Here is a 19696-nt window from a genome sequence, read left to right as displayed (position 1 = left end):
TCGACCTCAATAAAACGTGTCGGCGCAGTCGAAGACGACACCGTGTTCGGGGCAGACGTACTTGCAGTGACGTCGGTACATCGGCCGCTCGCATCGCGGACACGGCCGGCCACCAGTCTCGGGCATAGTGCTGTCTGATAGCCGCGAATCCTTGGCTCTTGTGCCCCACCGACGGGCAATTCTAGAACGAATTGTGTGAGAGTTCGAACAATCTCTTTAGGGGCTTACGCCCACGTACAGGTACGATGAAACCGTCCCGAGAGACAGTCTCGACCGCCGTCGTCGCGGTAGCTGCCGGATTCGGCGGCGTCGCAGGGTCGTACGCCGCGGTCGGCCTCACCCGGCAGTTCGTCGCCCAGCCGATCGCCCGGGCCTCGACGGACGTCCTCCCGGCGCGAGCCATCGGCAAGTACGTCGCGCAGTTCGGCGTCTCGGGTCAGGATATGAATCTGCTGCTGGCGACGACGCTCGCGACGATCGTATTTGCCGGGTTGGCAGCGCTTGCAATCGCTCTCGGCCGCAGCGTCGGCGTTTCGGCGCTGGCCGTTCCGATCACGGTCGCGAGCACCTGGGCCGTCGGGACGGCACTCACCGGAAGCGTCCTCGCGTCGGCCAGCGCTGGCCTCGCGAGCGGAATGGTCGTCGGCCTGGCCGAAGCCGCGGGCCGAGACGTCACCAACGTCGACATCTCGCCAGATCGTCGGCGAGTCGTCGCCGGTTCGCTGTCGGCGCTCGGTCTCGGCGCACTCGGGTTAGGGATCGGTCCCCGACCGCAGATCGAAACCGAACCTGTCGACGCCGCCTCCAATCCCGGCGGGCAAACCGGGGAGGGAGCGGGGATGTCCGTTCCACAGCTCAGGGAACTCGCGACCGAGCGCTCGCTCGGCGTCGGTTCGATCGAACCGCTGCTCTCGGAGAATCACTACACGGTCGACATCAACACGATCGATCCGACGGTCGACCGGGACAGCTGGACGCTGTCTGTCACCGGTGCGGTCGACGAAGAGGTCGAACTCGACTACGAGGATCTCCGAAATATCCCCGCCGAAAACCGCTTTTCCACGCTTCGCTGTGTTGGTGATTCCCTCAACGGCAGGAAGATGGACACGGCCATCTGGACCGGCGTTCCCGTCTCGGAAGTCCTCGAACAGGCCAGTCCGGACAGCGACTGCGATTGTGTCATGCTGCGGGCGGCAGACGATTTCTACCAGGAGTTTCCGTTGTCTGCGCTCGAAGGCGGACTGTTGGCGTTCGGGATGAACGGCCAGACGATCCCGCGGGGCCACGGCTATCCGGTTCGGGTGCTCGTTCCGGGCCACTGGGGAGAGGTCAACGTCAAGTGGGTCACCGAGATCGAGGTGCTCGAACGCGAAGCCGAGGGCTACTGGGAGAAACGCGGCTGGCACGGGACGGGCCCGGTCCACACCGTCGCGAAACTGTGGGACGGCGACGACCTAGACGGCATCGTCCATCGCGACGACGGGACGATTCAGCTGGCCGGCCACGCCTACGCCGGGACCCGCGGGATCGATCGCGTCGAAGTCTCGACAGACGGCGGCGACACCTGGACGGACGCCGAGTTGACCGAGCCGCTGCCCGGCAACGACGTCTGGCGGCAGTGGAGTCACACGTACGATCCGCCCGATAGCGAGCACGAAGTCGTCGTCCGCGCGACCGACGGCGAGGGGACGCTCCAGACCGAACAGGAAGCCGGTGCCTATCCCAACGGCGCGACGGGCTGGGTTCGCCAGACGGTGCGTCCATGATATGCCAGCGATCGAACCACCACACATACAACCCACCCCTTCGGAGCACCAGCAAGGATCGTCGATGGAGAAGGCGCTGTGGTACCTGCTCGCGGGGACGCGAGGTGGCGAAAACCGGGCGCGAATCATCGAGAGTCTCGACGAACGCCCGCGTAACGCCAACCAGCTCGCCGAGCACCTCGAAGTCGACTACAACACGATCCGCCACCACCTCGAGATGCTCGTCGAGCACAACGTCCTCGAAAAAAGTGGTGCGGACTACGGGACGATGTACTTCCTCACCGACAAGTTCGAGCACCACCGCGACACCTACGACCAAATCACCGACAACATGGAGTGAGTACTGATGGGACTATCCGGACCGTGGCTACAGATCGCGAGCGCCCTCTCGGTCGTCAACGTCCTCCTGCTGGGGACGCTGACGGTCGTCTGGGCGCGCAACTACCGCACGTTCAAGACCCCGCTGATCGCCGGCCTGCTCGCGTTCAGCCTCGTCATGCTGCTGGAGAATCTGGTCGCGCTCTACTTCTTCCAGAGCAGTATGCGGATGCTCTACGCCGGGGACACGCTGGCCCAGCAGGTCGTGCTGGCGATGCGGGCCCTCGAAACAGTCGCGTTCGCGTTCCTGACCTACGTCACGTTGAAATAGAAAGAGAAAATCCTATCGCGTCAGCTCAACATTCGCTCCAGCCACAACTTTCGCACGTTTTGCAGCCTTCGGAGTAGTACAGCGTCATCGAGCCACACTCGGGACACTCGGGGCTCTCGCCCTTGTCGATGAGTTCCTGCTGGGCTCCCGTTTCGGTCTCCTGCGCACTGGCGTCGGCTGCCACGGCCCCACCGTCAGGTGAGTGTGGAGCCGCTTCGGCTTCCTCTTCGTCAGCCTCCTCTTTCTCGAGTTCGGTGAGGTTCTGCTGCTGGGGGTAGGCGCGCTCGATGTCGTCGTCCAGATACCGGCGCATCGCGGTGCCGATGGCGTCCGGGATGGACTGGATCTGCTCGCCCTTGTCCCAGGCGACCTTCGGCGACCGGATTCCCTGCAGTTCGTCGGCGATCTCGTCGGGATCGACACCCGAACGGAGCGCCGTCGAGATGGTCTTCGCGAGCGCCTCGGTGAAGGAAGCGGTGAAGCCACCGCTGTTGCCGATATTGGCGAACAGCTCGAACGGCCGGCCCTTGTCGTCCTCGTTGATGTTGACGTAGAGCTTCCCGTAGCCGGTGTCGATCCGCTGGGTCACGCCGTGGAGGACGTCCGGACGCGGGCGCTTGCTGGCGTATTCCGGCTCTTGCCCGTCAGCGATGTCCAGGATCTCCGCGATGGAGTCGTCGAGCGCGGCCTGGACTTCCTCACTCTCGAGGAAGCCCTCGATGCCGTCGAAGACCTCCTCGATCTGGGCGACGATCTCGCCCTCGTCCATGTCGGCGAACTCGGTGTTCTGTGCACGCGTGGTCAGCACCTGCTTGGAGCGGGTGCCGTCGCGGTAGTAGGTGACGCCCTTGCCGCCGTGCTCGTAGATGTACTCGAACACTTCCGCGGCGTCCTCGATCGTCGAGTCGTTCGGGGCGTTGACCGTCTTCGAGATGGCCGAGTCGACGCCCTGCTGGCAGGCGACCTGCACGCCGGCGTGCTCTTTCGCGGAGAGATCGCCGGTCGTGACGAACAGTTCGCCGACGGCGTCCGGCACGGTCGAGAGACCGTCGACGCCGTCGAACTCGTTTCCGGCCATCTGCTCCTGGGCCTCTTCTTTCACGGCGTCGACGTCGAGGTCGTTCTCTTCCAGCACGCGCAGGAAGTAGTCGTCGAACTCGACGAGCATCTCGTCGCCTTGGACGTCGTCGGAGACGTTCTTGTAGTAGGCGACGTTGTAGATGGGCTCACAGCCGCCGGTGGTGTTGCCGACCATCGACGTGGTGCCCGTGGGCGCGATCGTCGTCGTGTTGTGGTTGCGGATCGTAAAGCCGTCCTCGAAGTCGTCGGCGTTGAGGCCGGTCTGGTGTTCGAACCACTCGCGGTACTCGGTGGGGTCGGCGTACTTGGAGTTGTCCCACTCCTCGAAGGTGCCGCGTTCCTCGGCGAGTTCGTGGCTGGTCCACTTCGAGTGGTGGTTGATGTGCTGCATGAGCTGGCCGGCGACCTCGTTGGAGACGTCGTCGCCGTACTTCATGCCGAGCTGGATATACAGCTGGGCCAGCCCCATCACGCCCAGGCCGATCTTGCGCATCTCCCGGACCTTCTGCTCGATCTGCTCGACCGGGAAGTCCGACATCGTGACGACGTTCTCGAGGAAGCGCGTCCCCATCTCGATACGTCGGTCGAACTCCGCCCAGTCGACGGCCTCTTCGAGGAACGCCTCGACGGCCGCCTCCGTAGTGTCGTACTCTCCTGCATGCTGCTCGCTCCAGACCCGCCAGTCGGGGGCGTCCTGGGCGGCGAGCGTCGAGAGGTTGATGTGGCCGAGGTTGCAGGCCTCGTACTCTTCGAGCGGCTGCTCTCCGCAGTTGTGGACGACGAGGCCATTGGCGACAAACGAGTGTGTATCCGGCTCGGTCAAGTCGTAGACCGCTTCGTGACCGTCGCGTTCGACGGACTCGACCGTCGCTTCGAACTTCGGCGAATATGGACCACGGCTGTACTCGTCGAGTCGCTCCGCAAGCGCTTCGTTCTTGTAATCGAGTAGGAACCCAATCTCTTCCTCGAACGCGACAGTGTGGGAGCTAGAGACGACGAGTTCGTGGAATCCCTGTGTTTCGTACTCCTCGGTTCCGCCGTTGCTGTCAGGGAGTTCGGTGACGCCCGATTCTTTCCGGTCCTCGTAGATGTTGCTACCGATACCGAAGTTGAGGAGAAGTTGCTGGACTTCCTGCAGGAAGTCAGTGTCGACGCTAGCGAGACGAACCGAGATGCCCTTCTCGACGTTCCCCTGGACGCTCCCGTCGGCACTGAACAGTGCCTGCAGGAACCCGCGGGCCATCTCCTCGCTCCCGCGCATGACTGCGTCGGGAACCTGCAGTTTCTCGTCGACGAGCCCGGCTTCGTCGGCGTACTCGTAGAGACGTGCCGAGCGGATGCGCTGTTCTATGGCCTGCGCACCGCGATAGTCGTCGCTCCGAGCGACTTCGTTGACCCCAATCTCGTAGTCAGCGTTTCCAGTCGGCTCGCGGACAACGTCGTTGACGTCGTCTGCGAACTGCTCCGAAACCTCCGCATCCTCGTCGTAGAAGTTCAGAACAGCACGTTCCTCGCCGTCCTTGAGGTGGCCGTCGCCGACCATCCAGCCGAGGACGCGCCCTTCTTCGGCTGAGCCGTGCTGGCCGAACTCTCCTTTCCGATTCTGGATGTGTACCGAATCGCCAGCATCGAGGTTCTGAGCCTCGACCCAGCGCTCGTCGGTCATCACGCGGTGGTCGGCCGTCAGTCGAAGCTCGTAGCCTTCCTCGGTTTCGAGCTTGTAGATGTCTTTCTCGCCCGTCTTGTAGACGCTACTGGCTTCTTTGACCGTCTCCTCACTGAGGCGGCCGTCGACTACGACGTCACGAGCGACGCCCTGCTCGTACAGTTCTTCGGCCTCGACGAGTCCGTTCTCGGTGCTGATGAGCGTGTCGCCAGTGACACACGGATTGGTCGCGAGGATCTGGTGATCCGGGTGCTCCTCGACGTCGAAGGAGTGCTCCTTGTTGACGCGTTCGAGGTAGATGACGCCGGGTTCGCCGTTCTCGTGAGCGCCCTGGACGATCCGCTCGAAGATCTTCTCGGCCGGGATAGAGAGGATCTCGCCGACCTCGACGTGCTCGCCGAGGTCGAACATGTCGTACAGTTCCTTGGTCTCCTGCGTGGCGACGTGGGGTTCGTCCGTCCGCGGATTGGTGAACGTGAACTCCTCGCCGTTCTTCACCGCGTCCATGAAGTCGTCGGTGATCCCGACGGAGATGTTGAAGTTCGAGAGGTGGCCCTCGACGGCGTTACGGAGGTGCTTGGGTACTTTGCCGTCGTCGTCGATGAGTTCCCGAGCCTCTTCGAGGGCGTCGGCGAAGGAGTTGTGCGTGAAGTCGTCCGGATCGTTCAGTCGGAGGGTCTCCGCCAGGGAGACGTCCTTGTTCTTGGCGTGGATGAACTGGATGACGTCCGGGTGGCTGACGCGCATGACGCCCATCTGGGCCCCGCGACGGGCCCCGCCCTGCGCGATCGTCTCGCACATCTGGTCGTAGGTCCGCATGAACGTGATCGGCCCGGAGGCGATCCCACCGGTCGATCCAACGGGGTCGCCGTAGGGTCGGAGCCGCCAGAAGGCATACCCCATGCCGCCACCGCTCTGGAAGACCTGTGCGGCTTCCTTCGCTGTCTGGTGGATGTCGTCGATGTCGTCCTCCGGGGAGTCGACGAAACACGCCGAGAGCTGCTGGAGTTCGTCGCCGGCGTTCATCAGCGTCGGCGAGTTCGGCATGAAGTCCAGTTTCTCCATCGAGTCCTGAAACTCCGCGGCGGTCTCCTCGACGTGCTCGCGGATCTCCACGGGAAGCTCCGGGACGACCGTCTCGTAGGCGAACTTGTTGACGTTGTAAACGGAAAGTGTCGTCTCGACGTCGTCGTCGGCAGTGGTCCCTTTCCCGAAGACTTCGGCGGCGAGTTCGTCACGCCGCGGGTGGTCGGGCTTGAGCTGGTCCGGCGTGACGGTGATCTCCTCGCCAACTTTCTCGGACTCGAAGACGGCCTCGGCCAGCGCGATGTTCTTCGCGACTCGGTCGAAGAGGTCCTCCTGCTGTTCGACGAGTTCGCCGTCTGCGTCCTTTCGGAGGTACCGCGCCGGGAGAATATTATGATAGGCGTTGGCGGTGAGTCGGTCCTCCAGGGTGTCGCCGGTCGTGCGCTTGATCGGCAGGCGTAGTTCGTCCGCAGAGAGGTCGTGCTGGCTCACGCGTCTGCCCCCCTGAGTGTGTCGGCCCGCCGTCCCTCGATACGTGCCGTGATGTGGGTCCTCGTTTGTATCATTTGTAGCGGAAGTGGCTTACTCGTGGGTCCCTAATGAACCCGTCGGCTCGTGAATTTCTCGCCCGCAAGAAACGTGTCACTATCCGTAACTTTCTCGGGCGCAGTGACGCCTCGCAGGCTCCTCGCGTACGCTACGAACGAATGTAACGGACCCTAATAATGGTGTCCAGACCGGAGTGAAAGTGAAACTCGGGGGTCATTATCACGACGCTAGCGTGTGGTTTCCCAGGAGAAACGAGAGGGGGTTTTCGGGTGGAGGTCGTGGAGAGACGATCCAGTGTTATCGCGCCACTGACAGGAAGTTCCGGATGGCGTCGAGAACGTGTGAACGGGCGGCACCAGATCAGCAGTTGCCGCTGTCGCCTCCTCGGGGCGGCCCGTAGTTCGGCCCGTCTACGAGGTTCTCACTGGCGTACTGGTTTGCCACGTAGACGGGAGCGTCGTCCCCGTAGAGGTCGCTGTAGATGCGAGCGTGCTCGCTGGAGTACGCGAAGGTAAGCCGGTCGTGGCGGAACGGTTCTTCGGTGATCGCCTCCGGCGTCCTGAGCGTCGCGATCTCCTCCTCGTTCCGCGTCACGGTCACGGTGACGTGGCCCGGGACCATCGGGACACGCGTCGCAGTCAGCCCCGCGGCGACCGATTCGGGATCGCCGCCGTTGACCCGAAGCGTCGCCGGTTCGTCGAGGATCGTCACCACTTCGATACGGTCCGAAGCGTCGAGACAAGTCTCTGTTCGGGCACCGAGATCGAACGGCGAGGGCGTCACGTCGGAGGGGTACTTTTCGAAGAAGACGAGCGCGACCTCACCGGGACCAGCAGCCGACTCACCACGCCACTTGGCGAGCCCGTACCGGAGGAGCTGTGCGAACGCGAAATTGTGATTGATTTCGGGCGCGACGTGGTGGCCTTCCCCGTAGTCGTTCCAGGTCGAGAGATAGACGCCGTCGGCGTCGCGCTCGGCGGCGGCCTCGAGTTGATTCCGGAAGTGTTCGGAGAGCCCGAGTTCGACGTTCCAGCGTTCGACCTCGTCGGGACAGTACGACGCGGCTTCGGTGGCCGAGAAGACCCCTTCTCCCGGCGGGTCGGTGGGATAGAACTTCCCCGTCGCGAGGTCGCCGTACGTGTCCTGAACGAACGCACGATTGCGCTCGGCGCACTGCGTGGCGGCGTAGTCCCAGGCCGCACCGTCACCGCAGCCGGTGTGCCAGCCGTGGATCGCCGGGAAGTAATCGAGGACAGCGTCGACGTACGCCTGATAGTCACCGGCGTCGTTCGCGTAGTGGAGATCGTACAACCACGCGATGTCGGTACCGATCCGGTCGGCGAGGGCGTCGTACGTCGCGGCGACCTCGGCCAGTAGTGTCGGGTCGGTCGCCGTGCGAGCGTGAGCGTCCCCGAGCGCGAGCGCGTCCGGCAACCACGTCCCAACGACGTATCGCCCGTCAGGGGTCTGGAGCCACCGATCCGTTTCGACGCGCTCGATCAGTCCGGCCACGCGGTCACCCAGGACCTCGACTTTCCGGTCGGCGGAGCTAGCGATCGGATGACTGATCGCGACCGTGAACTCGAACGGAATCTCTGTGGTCGCTGCGACACCGAAGAACGCTTCGACGATCTCGTCGTAGCGGTCCAGAATCGCAGTGTCGCCGGTCCAGGGATAGTAGAACTCGAAGGTGTCGATGCCGAAGCGGCTCGCTGCCCGAAGTTCCTGCCTGACGGCCGCCTCGATCGAGAGATCGACCGGCTGCTCGGGATCGTCACTTCGATTGAGCAGAGCCGGAACAGCCGCGTGGAGCATCGCCCCACCGACGTTGCTGGTCGGGCCGTTCGGGTCGTAGTAGCGTGGGTCGGTCCAGTACGGCTCGGCGTCGCGAAACGGAGCCATCCCGGTCATGTAATGAGCGACACACAGCTGCCCGTCGAGAAACGGCTCGGCGAGCGTCGAACGGTCGGCTTCAGGCGACTCCGTCGTCGGCCGATCGTCCAGGATCCCCGAACAGCCCGCCACTCCGCCCGTACCGAGCGCGGCTGCGGTGAGATACGCGCGCCGGCTGAATCGCTGAGGGTCGGAGCTATCGTCTGCCATTATCGGACTGTCACACCGGTCCTCCAAACCTCTGTGGATCCCCGCGATCGAAACAGTCAGACGGTCGCGAGGAAGTTCCGGATCACGTCGTGGCCGACTGCAGTCAGCACGGATTCGGGGTGAAACTGGACCGCCTCGATGGGGTACTCGCGGTGGCGAATCCCCATCACGAGTTCGACGGTTTCACCGTTGGACTCTCCGGAGTCCGACGAGCCCCCGCTCGCTTCGCTCGCGGGAACGCCGTCGGTCTCGGCGTCGGTGGTCGCCGTGACCTCGAAACAGTCGGGTACCTCGGTCGCCACGAGCGAGTGGTAGCGCCCGCCCTGGAATCCCTGTTCGAGGCCGGCGAAGACGCCCTGCCCGTCGTGGTCGATCGGGAACGCTTTACCGTGGATCGGTTCGGGTGCTCGCCCCACGCTGCCGCCGTACTCGTAGACGGCGGCCTCCAGTCCGAGACAGACGCCCAGCGTCGGCACCTCGGGACTGATCTCCCGGAGAACGTCCATCGTCACGCCGACGTCCCGGTCGTTCTTGGGATGGCCCGGCCCTGGCGAGACGACGATGGCGTCGGGGTCGACTGCACGGACGTCCGCCAGGGACGCGGTGTTCCGCAGCACCTCGGTCTCGGCGTGCTCGCTGACGTACTCGACGAGGTTGTAGGTGAACGAGTCGAAGTTGTCCACGAACAGCACCTGCAGGTCCGCGGCGTCGGGCCGACTTTCGGGGTCGGTCTCGCTCGCGCTCATGGGGACACCTCCTCGCGCTCGATGTCGTCGCGGATCGCGTCGAGCGCGTCCAGCACCCCGCGCATCTTGTTCTCGGTCTCCTCGTACTCGCTCTCGGGCACGGAGTCGGCGACGATCCCGGCACCGGCCTGGACGGTGATCCGATCGGCCGTGCTGGACCCCGCCGTGCCAGCCGCCTCGGGCAGCGGTGCGTCGTGTTCGATCATCGCCGAGCGGATCACGATCGCGAAGTCGGCGTCGCCGTCCCAGGAGAAGTAGCCGACGCCACCGCCGTAGAGTCCGCGCGGCGAGAGTTCGAGGTCGTCGATGATCTCCATCGCGCGAATCTTCGGCGCACCCGAGAGCGTCCCGGCCGGGAACGTCGCCCGCGCCGCGTCGAAGGCGTCACAGTCAGGAGCCATCGTCCCCGTCACCGTCGACTCGATGTGCTGGACGTGGCTGTACTTGAGGACGTTCATGAACTCCTGTACCCGGACACTCCCCGGCTTTGCGACCCGGCGAACGTCGTTCCGCCCGAGGTCGACCAGCATCGTGTGCTCGGCACGTTCCTTGCCGTCGGCGAGCATCTCGCCGGCGAGCCGGCGGTCCTCGACCGGGCTGTTTCCGCGCGGGCACGTGCCAGCGATCGGATTGACCATCACGTGATCGCCGCCCACGGAGACGAGCGTCTCGGGGCTGGCCCCAACGACAGTCCGGCCGTCGTAGTCGAGCAGGTACATGTACGGCGAGGGGTTGATCGACCGCAGCGAGTCGTAGAACCCGAGCGGGTCGACCTCGCCGTAGAGTTCGCGCTTCCGGGAGATGACGCCCTGATAGATGTCGCCATCGAGGACGGACTCCTTGGCCGACCGGACCGCCTCCTCGTAGTCGGCTTTCGGCCCGGCCGTCTCGTGGACCTGCTCGAAGCCGCCAGTAGCGGGGTCCGCAGCCGAGTCGAGCAGATCCGCGACCCGTTCAATCTCCGTCTGGAGTTCGTCGTATCGCTCGCCCGCGTCGTGGTCGGGACCCAGAAGCGGTGTGCAGACCAGCGAGACGGTCCCCTCGGCGTGGTCGAACACGAGCGTCTTCGTCGTGAGGACGAACTGGGCGTCCGGAAATCTCGAACCGGGGCGGTCCAGCCCCACTTCGTCGAGCCAGAGATCGTAGACCGCGTCGTAGGCGAGAAAGCCGACGAGCCCGCCCTCCAGCAGCTGGCGGTCGTGATCCGAGAAGCCTCGCAGATCGGCGTCCGGCAGGCAGGCCCGGAGCGAATCCAGAACGTCGCCACCGTTGGGTTCGAAAAAGTCGGCGTAGCGGTCGTCGAAGACCTCGACCGTCGCTTCCTCGTCGACGGTGACGACGCCGACTGGGTCGTAGCCGACGAACGAGTAGCGGGCGTGCCGGTCGTCCGGTTCGGGGGCGAACGCCCCGTCGGGATCGCTGGAGGCGACCTTCTCGGCGCTCTCCAGCAGAAAGGTGTACTCGCCGTCCGCGAGATCGGTCGTCCGGCCCGTCAACGCGGCATACGCATCGAGTGGGTCGACGTCGACGTCGAGCTCAGCCTCGGTCCGGACGACCGCGGGCCGGCCACCGCTGGCGAGGTCGACGAACGCCTCACGGGCGGTGTCCAGTCCCGTCATGGCGCGACCCGGGCGCGAGTGGCCCGCTCGATGAAGCTTCGAACAGCGTCGTGATCCTTGATCCCGCCTTCGCGCTCGACACCGCTGGCGACGTCGACGGCGAAGGGACCGACCGTCTCGACCGCTCGCTCGACGTTCTCGGGGGTGAGACCGCCGGCGAGGATCACGGGAACGTCGAGGTCGGCAACGAGCTGGCGCGTACGCTCCCAGTCGTGGGTTTCGCCGGTCCCACCGCCACCCTTGGCGTCGACGGAGTCCACGAGCAGCGCGTCGGCCGCCTCGGCATATTCGGCGAGGTCTTCGTCGGTCGGATCGACGGCGACGACGACTTTCGCGGGTGCGTCGTCGAGCGCCGCGACGAGGGCGGGGTCGGCCGCGTGCAACTGAATCGCGTCCGGTCCCACCTGTGCGATCCGCTCGCGAGCCTCGCTCTCACTCTCGGGCATCGTCACGAGGACGCTCGTGACCAGCGGTGGGGTCGAGTCCGCGAGGTCAGCGGCCGTCTCCAAATCGATCTCGCGGGGCGTGTCGACGGTGACGCCGGCAATCAGACCGATGGCGTCCGCGTCGGCCGCGACCGCGACGTCGCGGTCGCGCTCGCGTGTGAGACCGCAGATCTTCACCCGCGTCATGCACCGGCCTCGCGGAGGTCTTCGAGCTTGGCGGCCGCATCGCCCGACTCGATGGCCTGATCGGCCAGTTCGACGCCGTCTGCGAGCGAGGACGCCTCGCCAGCCACGTAGGCCGCCGCACCGGCGTTGGCGAGGATGATATCCCGTTTCGCACCGTCGACGCTGCCGTCGACGATCCCCTCCAGATCCGCAGCGTTCTCGGCAGGCGTCCCGCCAGCGACCGCGGAGATGTCGTGCTGTTCGAGGCCCAGATCGGCAGGCGTGATCGTGTACTCGGTGATCGATTCGCCTTCGACCTCGGCGACGGTCGTCGCGTCGTGGACGGTGATCTCGTCCATCCCCGCGCCGTGGACGACCAGTGCGTGTTCGACGGACATGTGCGCGAGTGCCTGCGCGATGGTCGAGACGAGATCGGGATCGTAGACGCCCAGCACCTGCGCGTTCGCACCTGCGGGGTTGGTGAGTGGTCCGAGGACGTTGAATATCGTCTCGACGCCGAGTTCCTTTCGCGGGCCGATGACGGCCTTCATCGCGGGATGGAACTCCGGCGCGTGCATGTAGCCGATCCCCAGTTGTTCGACGTGAGATTCGACGGCCGCCGGATCGCTTTCGAGCGTGACGCCCGTTTCTTCGAGGACGTCAGAACTCCCCGAGTTCGAGGAGACGGAGTAGTTACCGTGCTTGGCGATCGTGACGCCCGCGCCGGCAGCGACGAGAGCGCTGGTCGTCGAAACGTTGATCGTGTCGTAGTCGTCCCCGCCCGTGCCGCACGTATCCACGAGCGAGCGGCGATCGGGGTCGATCGTCCGCGCGGCCTCGCGCATCCCCTGTGCGAAGCCCGCGATCTCCGCTTCGGTCTCGCCCTTCGACCTGAGGGCCGCCAGCAACGCACCGATCTGGGCCTCCGTCGCGTCCTCGAAGACGGCCGTCGCCGCCGCCCGTGCCTCTTCGACTGTCAGATTCTCGCCGTCGGTCACGCGTTCGATGTATTCCTTCATGGTGGACACCAGTGGACTAGTTCGTGTTGTAGTGTACAAATTCGTCCATCGATTTAAGCGTGTCGGGTGCGAAGCCCCAGCCGGGCCGATCGTGCGATACGACCACAACCACCGGACGCGACGGCCATTTCGAAACCTTCAATTACCCGTGCCAACTATCCCAGAATGCGTTCGATCAGCGAGGGTTTGTGGTCTAGACCGGTTATGACACCTCCTTGACATGGAGGAGGCCGGCGGTTCAAATCCGCCCAAACCCATATTTTGTATTTCTGACATAAATTTCGGGTGTCACTCACAACCCATATCGGTGTATGGTGGTCGACATCTGAATCGGCTGAACTGTTTGTCAGAGTCGACGGTTTTGCCCGGTGAATCGGGATGATGTGTGCGACAGACAGTGACTAAATTCCGAAGAGAATGGGCGTCTTCAGGTGGTTTGTCCCACTGCACGAAGAGACGTACGGGGACGATGTGATGAACATCGAGGCCATGGCCGAAGCGACGACGATGCTCCTCGTCCTCGATGCCACAGACGACACAACGGTGGTCGTCCCGAATGATAGCTTGATTTCGCATCTGCCTCCAGTAAATGTTGTAATAGGAATCAGTATCGACTCGGTAATCTTCTCCCCAACACGGTAGCGAGCAGTACGTTACACCGAGTGAGGCACGCCGATAGAAGGTTTCTCCACATCCTTCACAGACGATTCCAATCCGATTGTTCCGTTGCTCGTTAGAACATTCGTTCGAGCAATACTTCCCGTCACGCACCGACGGATAGTACCGGAGATCGTCACCACATGCTCGACACTCCGAAGTTGACATTGACTCACCCTCCGTAATGCCGTGCCGAGCGAGCCAGTGGCAGATGGTCGTCTTCGCAACGTTGCACTCGGCAGCGATGTCAGACTGGTCACGCCGACAGTGAACGTACTGTTCCCGTAACCATTCGGCATTCTGATACAGAGGCTCTCGCTCAATGTCGTGAATGGTCAACCATCTGCTGATCGTCGATTCGGAGACGCCACATTCGTCAGCAATTTCGTCTCTCGTCCACCTGTTATCGACGTACTTCTTGTGTAACCACTCCTCGTCCTTATACAGAAGCTCCCGTTCGATTCCGTGTTTCTCGATCCAATATTGAATCGTTCTCTGGACAACACCACATTCCTCGGCTATATCTTGCTGGCTCCACCGCTGCTCAACGTATCGCTCCCGCAGGTACTCGGGGTCGCGATACGACCGATCCTGGTTCTCGTGCTGTTCGCCACTGGTATTAACGTCGCTGTCGTGGTTGCTCATGCTTCTCTCCCGAGAAGCGCGGTCGCCTGTCTTAGCAGGCGGCCACTTTCTCGTGACACATTCCGCGCTTCTGTCGATATCGTACAAGAACCTCGGCAAAGAAATTTACGATATGACTATAGTGTCCGTAAACTAAATATATTCACTTGTATCGACATACCGAAGAGTAAACTAGAGTCGGAGAGAAGGGGCCACCGATGACGGTCGACCTCACCGACGCCGATCACGCGATCCTCGACATGCTAGCAGTGGGTCGCTGTACCGTGGGGTATCTGGCCGACGAGACGAACTACTCACGCCAGCACGTCCACAATCGGCTCAACATCCTGCAAGCGGCCGAGTACGTCAAGAAAATCCACGATACGACCGCACTCTACGCACTCGAAGACGACCCGCGCTGATCTGGCCCCCAGATCCCGATCGATGTAGAAGCCGGGCAGCACGCCGACCTTGCAGAGAGACCCTGCACAGAGTCGTTTGCTGTACTCGGGGTCGTCTTTCTGTCGGAGCTCGGACACCCACGAAGGAGTGATAGTCTTTCCTCCCGCATCCGAGTGATTTGCTCGGCAGACGCTAACCGGATTCCGTAGCGCATGCGCCATCTCGGGATCACAGTCACATTCGATGAACCGACGAACCGGAACGAGGCGGTGAACGTCAAGACCCTTCCCGAATCGGCGAGACTGTAAATCGCAGCAGACCACCACAATTCACGACGACGAGTGAATCCGCTCCAGATCGCTCACGCGCGGCGCGTTGACGATCGTGACCGTCCGGCCGTCGCGAGAGAGTCGGAAGGCGTCAGCAAAGTCGCCATCAGAGACGACGTAACGACCGTCACCGACCGCTTCGGCCTCGTGACTATCGAGGAGGTCGCGATAGCCCCTGACGAACTCCCGGGCGTCTGCCCGTGAATCCCAGCGGATACGCCAGACGTAGCCGTACTCGCCGTCGTTCCGGTAGGGGACGAGCGTGTCGCCGGCCCAGCCGTTCGAGAGCGGGTGGTCGTAATTGTACTGGGCCGCCCCCGTGCGCTCGATGACGTCGGTGGCGACGAACATGGCGTAGATCGAGCCCTCGCCGACCGTGTCGGTCCGGGGCTCGCTGAGGTTCGAAAATCGCTCCCAGCCGCCGCGAGCGCGGTCGGGAACCGAGACGTCGACTGGCGACTGCGTCGGGAAGTACTCGGGGTGGATCAGCTGTTCGGTGCTCTCGGGGAAGTTGTCGTACCGATCGTTGACGGCGTCCCAGCCGCCACGCGAGTGGAGGGCGTTCACGAAGTTCGGCCCTTCGGCGTAGGGCAGGAAACTCACCAGAAACAGCCCCTGATTGAACGACTGCGGGCGCGTCCGGTCGCTCGGCGGGATGTCGATGCAGTCCCACTCCGAGCGGCAGCGGCGTTCGTACAGTGCCTCGACGTAGTTGGCGTCGCCTTCGACGACGCCGAGCACTGCAAGCTGGCCGTCCTGACGCTGGCGGCGCTCACCGAGATTCAGCCGCTGGTCCTGCAGGGCGTGGACGAGTTCGTGGGCCAGCGTCCGCCGATCGACCTGGGGCGTCGGCGAGTCGCTGACGAGGACGATCGAGTCGTTGCTGGGCGAGTAGTAGCCGACGACGGCGGATCCGCGGTTGGTCGAGCGGGACTCGGGATAGGTCGCGTCCTCGTCGATAATATGCAGCGCTTCCCAGACCTGTTCGTTCCAGCGCTGGCGCGGCGAGAGCGTCCCGTCGAAATTGCCCCCCGTACGGTTTCGGAACGTCGCCCGCGAGATCACCGACATCTCGACCGAATCGGTGAACTCGAGCCCCCGGAGACGTTCGACACGAGCCATCGTCCGACCGAGCAGCGCCTCCCGTTCGCTCGCGTTGAGTCCGTCGGCGGTCGTGATCGAGAGGTCGGCGTCGTAACGATAGCCGTTCTCCGCACCGAGATCGCCGGGATCGTCGGCCGGCGCGACACAGCCGGCTACTGCCAGCAGCAGGCCGAGGACGGCGATCACCAGCAGGCGTCGCATCGAACGGAGACGGGGACTGGACGGCAAAAGAGGTTCCGACGAGTCAGTCGCGGCGGTGGATCGAGACGAGCGCGGCCGCGATCACCGCCAGCAGTGCCGCGACGGCACCGAAGCCGGGACCGAACCCGCTGCCGGTGTCGTCACTGGAGGTCGTCGTCGGATCCGGCTCGGCCGCCGGGGCCGCGCCGGCGCGAATCTCCGAGAGCGCGGTGACGTTCGGGCCGTTGACCAGCGTCACCGTCGAGCCGTCGACGTCGACGTAGAAGGCGTCACCGAACGTCCGGTTGTCCGGGATGCGATAGGTGCTCTGGTTTCCGGCGACGGACTCCGCACCGTAGTGCTCCAGTAAGTCGACGTAGGCGTCGGCGAACTCCTCGGCGTCAGCCTCGGTGTCCCACTCGGTCTGCCAGACGTAGCCCGTCTCGTTAGTCTCGGCAGACTGGTTCGTGACGTAGGGGTAGAGCTTGTCGTTGCCCCAGCCGTTCGTGACCTCGAGACTGTAGTTCAGCGGATCGAAGTCGCTGATCCCCCCGTTGGAGATGTTGTAGAAGTCCCGCGGACCGACGACGGGCGAAGCCGTCCCACCGGAGGCGAACACCGGGCGCATGAACATCGCGCTCAGGCCCGCCTGTCCGAACCGGGCGTAATCGACGCTGCCGTTACCCATGTCCGGAACGGACCACGCTTCGCTGCTCGTGTCCTCGAACGTGATGTTGACTGGTCCTTCGTCGGGATACTTCTCGGGATGGATGATCTGTTCGGAACTTGTCGGCGGGTTCTCGTAGACGTCGTCGACGGCGTCCCAGCCGCCTTCGCGCTGGATCTGCTGGACGAACTTCGGGCCGTCGCTGTAGGGCTGGAACTGCGTCAGGTAGATCCCGTAGTTGATGTCGCTGGTGTTGCCGCCACCGCCGTTGCTCCCGTCGGATTCGGGGATCACACAGTCCCACTCCGCGTCACAGCGCTGGCCGTAGAGCCGGTCGACGAGGTTGCCGTCACCCTCGACGATCCCGTTGCGGGCGTTGATCCCCTCCTGTGTCGAGCGGTTGAACGACACCCTGAGTTTCTGATCCTGCAGGGCGTGAAACAGTTCCTGGGAGAGAGTGATCTCGTCCATCTGGGGCGTCGTCGTGTTTTCGGAGACGATCACGATCCGTTCCTCGCTCGGGCTGTAGTAGCCGCCGACCGTGGCCGACCGTGTCGATTCGGAGGTTTCGAGAGCGTTCTCGTCTTCGCCGATCGAAAGCATCGCCTCCCACTTGACGTTCTGATGGAGACGGTTCGCCGTCGAGGTATTCGAACTGCTGCCGTCCTGTTCCTCGCGGAACTCCTCGCGAGAGATGACCTCGACCGGGACCGACCCGTTGAACTCGATCCCGCGGACGCGCTCGACGCGGGCCATCGACCGGGCGACGACCGCATCGAGTTCGGTGTCGTTGAGACCGTCCTCGGCCGTCACCGAGAGACTCTCGTTGTACCAGTAGCCGTCTTCCCAGCCGAGGCGGTCGCTCGGCGGGTCGGGCGGGTGGTTTTCAGTCGTCTGATTCACCGAGTCTGTCGACGGGTTCGCAGCCGCCACTCCGGCGGGGACCGCGACACTACAGACCATCACCAGGGCGGTGAGGAGGGCTATGGCCGTGCGCATACCTTGGCTGACGGACTGGGGATATAAAAACGCTCCAGATACGGCACAAGTATCTTCGGGCCGCCAGCCCAAAACCAGAATATGAACTTCGACGCCGACGCGACCGCAGTCGTCGTGGTCGACATGCAGAACGGCTTCTGTCACCCCGACGGTAGCCTCTATGCGCCGGGCAGCGAGGACGCCCTCGATCCCTGTCTCGATCTGGTCGAACAGGCAACCGACGCGGGCGCAGCCGTCGTGTTCACCCGGGACGTCCACCCACCGGAACAGTTCGAAGACGCTCACTATTACGACGAGTTCGACCGCTGGGGCGAACACGTCATCGAAGGCTCCTGGGAAGCCGAACTGGCCGACCCACTGGAATCCGAGATGGCCGACCTCGTGGTGGAGAAACACACCTACGACGCCTTCTACCAGACCGAGCTGGAGGGGTGGCTGAACGCCCGCGGGATCGACGACCTCGTGATCTGCGGGACGCTCGCGAACGTCTGTGTCCTCGAGACGGCCTCCAGCGCCGGCGTCCGTGACTATCGGCCCGTCCTGGTCGAAGACGCCGTCGGCTGTATCGAGGAGAGCCACCGTGAGTACGCCCTGGAACACGCTGCGTTCCTGTTCGGTGAGGTCGAACCGACGAGCGAGATCGAGTTCGCGTGACCCGCGATCGAACGCGACCGACGATCCGTCAGTTCGAACCGGGAGACACCGAGGCGATGCTGGCGCTCAACGAACGGGCGATGCGAGGGGAGGGAACAGATCCAGCAGACATCCCAGACATCGGGGACCTCCATCGAGTCGAGGAGACGTACCTCGACTCAGGTGGGGAATTTCTCGTCGCCGTGGCCGAGGGCGAAGTCGTTGCGATGGGGGGATTGACGGTCGAAGGCGACCAGGGAGAACTCCTCCGGATGCGCGTCGATCCCGACCACCAGCAGGAGGGATTGGGATCGCGGCTGGTGGCGCGGCTGGAAGAAGTCGCGCGCGAGCGCGGCGTCACACGTCTCGTCGCCGAGACGGCCATCAGACAGCAAGCGGCGACGAAATTCTATCCTGCACACGGCTTCGAAGAGCAGTCCCGTCGGTCGTTCGAGGACTACGAACTGATCGAATTCGAGAAACGACTGTAGTGCCATGGAGTCAGACCTGGCCGGGTGGAAGTGGATCTGCAGCGACGTGCAACCATAAAGTGGCCGTGCCGCGCACGTGCAGGCATGGGCGAGCAAGACATCGACGACGTAGACAAAGCCATCCTGTACGCCTTGCAGGAGGACGCCCGGAACATGTCCTCGGGAGACATCGCCGAGCGAACCGGGACCTCCGACAGCACCGTCCGCAAGCGGATCCAGCGCCTGGAGTCCGAGGGCATGATCAAGGGGTACAGTGCCGAAGTCGATTACCAGCGATCGGGCTACCCGCTCCGCATGTTACTGTTCTGCACCGCCTCGATTCCCGAACGCGGGGAGATCGTCCCCGACATTCTGGAAATCGACGGCGTCGTCTCGGTCCAGGAACTGGTCACGGGCGAACAGAACCTGCTCGTGACCGCGGTCGGTGAGACGGACAGCGACATCACTCCTGTCGCTCAGAAGCTACTCGACATGGACCTGACCGTCGCCGACGAGGTCCTCGTCCGGAGCCACGAGACGACACCGTTCGGCGGATTCGTCACCGACGACGGCTAGAACTCGACAACCCTCCCAGAAACCCGCTTCTCGACACTTTGAGCCGGGTGCAGACCCAGAGAGACATCCATCCGCGTCAGAGCAAGATAGGGTATAACCATAATGTTCTATAATTCGCCTTTTGATGAACAGTTTGGTAACATAGATAGATTTAATAACCAGTCTGTTCGTAGAGGTGGGTGAAGACGACCGATGACCGTGCTCGTGGCGGCCTGAACGAA

General features: G+C 63.6%; 17 protein-coding genes, 1 tRNA gene and 2 pseudogenes. 9 read left to right on the top strand and 11 right to left on the bottom strand.

Annotation, left to right across the window (positions count from 1 at the left end):
• Positions 1 to 6: 6 nt before the first annotated feature.
• The gene (locus tag DV733_RS17820) at positions 7 to 126 is read right to left on the bottom strand and encodes an HVO_2523 family zinc finger protein (protein WP_336884736.1); all 120 of its coding nucleotides are present in this window, start codon (positions 124 to 126) and stop codon (positions 7 to 9) included.
• A 119-nt stretch (positions 127 to 245) separates the two neighbouring features.
• On the opposite strand from DV733_RS17820, the gene DV733_RS12245 reads away from it, so the two are divergent.
• The 3 genes from DV733_RS12245 (at position 246) to DV733_RS12235 (ending at position 2415) form a co-directional block, all read left to right on the top strand.
• Entirely contained in the window at positions 246 to 1766 is a 1521-nt protein-coding gene (locus DV733_RS12245; RefSeq protein WP_049994432.1) for a molybdopterin-dependent oxidoreductase, read from the top strand.
• A gap of 64 nt (positions 1767 to 1830) precedes the next feature.
• Positions 1831 to 2106 (top strand): winged helix-turn-helix domain-containing protein, encoded by a 276-nt coding sequence (locus DV733_RS12240; protein WP_049994433.1) that lies wholly within the window; start codon positions 1831 to 1833, stop codon positions 2104 to 2106.
• Positions 2107 to 2112: 6 nt separating this feature from the next.
• Positions 2113 to 2415: a hypothetical protein gene (locus tag DV733_RS12235; RefSeq protein WP_049994434.1), complete on the top strand. Its 303-nt coding sequence runs from the start codon at positions 2113 to 2115 to the stop codon at positions 2413 to 2415.
• 25 nt (positions 2416 to 2440) lie between these two features.
• Here DV733_RS12235 and DV733_RS12230 read toward each other — a convergent pair whose 3' ends face one another.
• From DV733_RS12230 to trpD, 6 genes are all read right to left on the bottom strand, one after another.
• Positions 2441 to 6679 (bottom strand): intein-containing adenosylcobalamin-dependent ribonucleoside-diphosphate reductase, encoded by a 4239-nt coding sequence (locus tag DV733_RS12230; RefSeq protein ID WP_049994435.1) that lies wholly within the window; start codon positions 6677 to 6679, stop codon positions 2441 to 2443.
• Positions 6680 to 7096: 417 nt separating this feature from the next.
• The gene (locus tag DV733_RS12225) at positions 7097 to 8839 is read right to left on the bottom strand and encodes an endo-1,3-alpha-glucanase family glycosylhydrolase (RefSeq protein ID WP_049994436.1); all 1743 of its coding nucleotides are present in this window, start codon (positions 8837 to 8839) and stop codon (positions 7097 to 7099) included.
• Positions 8840 to 8895: 56 nt separating this feature from the next.
• Positions 8896 to 9585 carry an anthranilate synthase component II gene (trpG, locus tag DV733_RS12220; RefSeq protein WP_049994437.1) on the bottom strand — a complete coding sequence of 230 codons (690 nt, stop codon included), beginning with the start codon at positions 9583 to 9585 and terminating at the stop codon, positions 8896 to 8898.
• Positions 9582 to 11204 (bottom strand): anthranilate synthase component I, encoded by a 1623-nt coding sequence (trpE, locus tag DV733_RS12215; protein ID WP_049994438.1) that lies wholly within the window; start codon positions 11202 to 11204, stop codon positions 9582 to 9584. The genes trpG and trpE overlap by 4 nt, the downstream gene beginning before the upstream one ends.
• Complete coding sequence (locus DV733_RS12210) at positions 11201 to 11836, bottom strand: phosphoribosylanthranilate isomerase (RefSeq protein ID WP_049994439.1); 636 nt, start codon at positions 11834 to 11836, stop codon at positions 11201 to 11203. Before DV733_RS12210 ends, trpE begins: the two co-directional genes overlap by 4 nt.
• Positions 11833 to 12834 (bottom strand): anthranilate phosphoribosyltransferase, encoded by a 1002-nt coding sequence (gene trpD / locus DV733_RS12205; protein WP_049994440.1) that lies wholly within the window; start codon positions 12832 to 12834, stop codon positions 11833 to 11835. Before trpD ends, DV733_RS12210 begins: the two co-directional genes overlap by 4 nt.
• A 182-nt stretch (positions 12835 to 13016) precedes the next feature.
• Here trpD and DV733_RS12200 point away from each other — a divergent pair.
• Positions 13017 to 13091, top strand: a tRNA-Val gene (locus DV733_RS12200).
• A gap of 31 nt (positions 13092 to 13122) precedes the next feature.
• Here the strand turns inward: DV733_RS12200 and DV733_RS17890 are convergent.
• Positions 13123 to 13314: pseudogene (locus DV733_RS17890) on the bottom strand (hypothetical protein); the annotation flags it as partial.
• Here DV733_RS17890 and DV733_RS17755 point away from each other — a divergent pair.
• Entirely contained in the window at positions 13309 to 13476 is a 168-nt protein-coding gene (locus DV733_RS17755) for a hypothetical protein (RefSeq protein ID WP_237560502.1), read from the top strand. The pseudogene DV733_RS17890 and the gene DV733_RS17755 overlap by 6 nt on opposite strands.
• A gap of 384 nt (positions 13477 to 13860) precedes the next feature.
• Here the strand turns inward: DV733_RS17755 and DV733_RS17885 are convergent.
• A pseudogene (locus DV733_RS17885) lies at positions 13861 to 14136 on the bottom strand (terminase gpP N-terminus-related DNA-binding protein); the annotation flags it as partial.
• A 197-nt stretch (positions 14137 to 14333) separates the two neighbouring features.
• Between DV733_RS17885 and DV733_RS12190 the strand changes: the two are divergent.
• Positions 14334 to 14537, top strand: coding sequence for a helix-turn-helix domain-containing protein (locus DV733_RS12190; protein ID WP_049994442.1), 204 nt, complete (start codon positions 14334 to 14336; stop codon positions 14535 to 14537).
• Between the two features lie 309 nt (positions 14538 to 14846).
• On the opposite strand, the gene DV733_RS12185 is transcribed toward DV733_RS12190, so the two are convergent.
• Positions 14847 to 16151, bottom strand: a complete 1305-nt coding sequence (locus DV733_RS12185) for an Hvo_1808 family surface protein (RefSeq protein WP_049994443.1) — start codon at positions 16149 to 16151, stop codon at positions 14847 to 14849.
• Between the two features lie 43 nt (positions 16152 to 16194).
• Positions 16195 to 17796 (bottom strand): Hvo_1808 family surface protein, encoded by a 1602-nt coding sequence (locus DV733_RS12180; RefSeq protein WP_079979480.1) that lies wholly within the window; start codon positions 17794 to 17796, stop codon positions 16195 to 16197.
• 81 nt (positions 17797 to 17877) lie between these two features.
• Here DV733_RS12180 and DV733_RS12175 point away from each other — a divergent pair, with 81 nt between their 5' ends.
• The 3 genes from DV733_RS12175 to DV733_RS12165 all read left to right on the top strand — a co-directional run bounded on the left by DV733_RS12175 (position 17878) and on the right by DV733_RS12165 (position 19475).
• On the top strand, positions 17878 to 18450 hold the full coding sequence (locus tag DV733_RS12175; protein WP_049994444.1) for a cysteine hydrolase family protein: 573 nt from the start codon (positions 17878 to 17880) through the stop codon (positions 18448 to 18450).
• On the top strand, positions 18447 to 18920 hold the full coding sequence (locus DV733_RS12170) for a GNAT family N-acetyltransferase (protein WP_049994445.1): 474 nt from the start codon (positions 18447 to 18449) through the stop codon (positions 18918 to 18920). Before DV733_RS12175 ends, DV733_RS12170 begins: the two co-directional genes overlap by 4 nt.
• Positions 18921 to 19004: 84 nt before the next feature.
• Entirely contained in the window at positions 19005 to 19475 is a 471-nt protein-coding gene (locus tag DV733_RS12165) for an Lrp/AsnC family transcriptional regulator (protein WP_049994446.1), read from the top strand.
• The last annotated feature ends 221 nt before the right edge of the window (positions 19476 to 19696 follow it).

Source organism: Halapricum salinum, assembly GCF_004799665.1.
Lineage (GTDB): Archaea > Halobacteriota > Halobacteria > Halobacteriales > Haloarculaceae > Halapricum > Halapricum salinum.
This window is presented reverse-complemented; position numbering and strand designations above follow the sequence as displayed.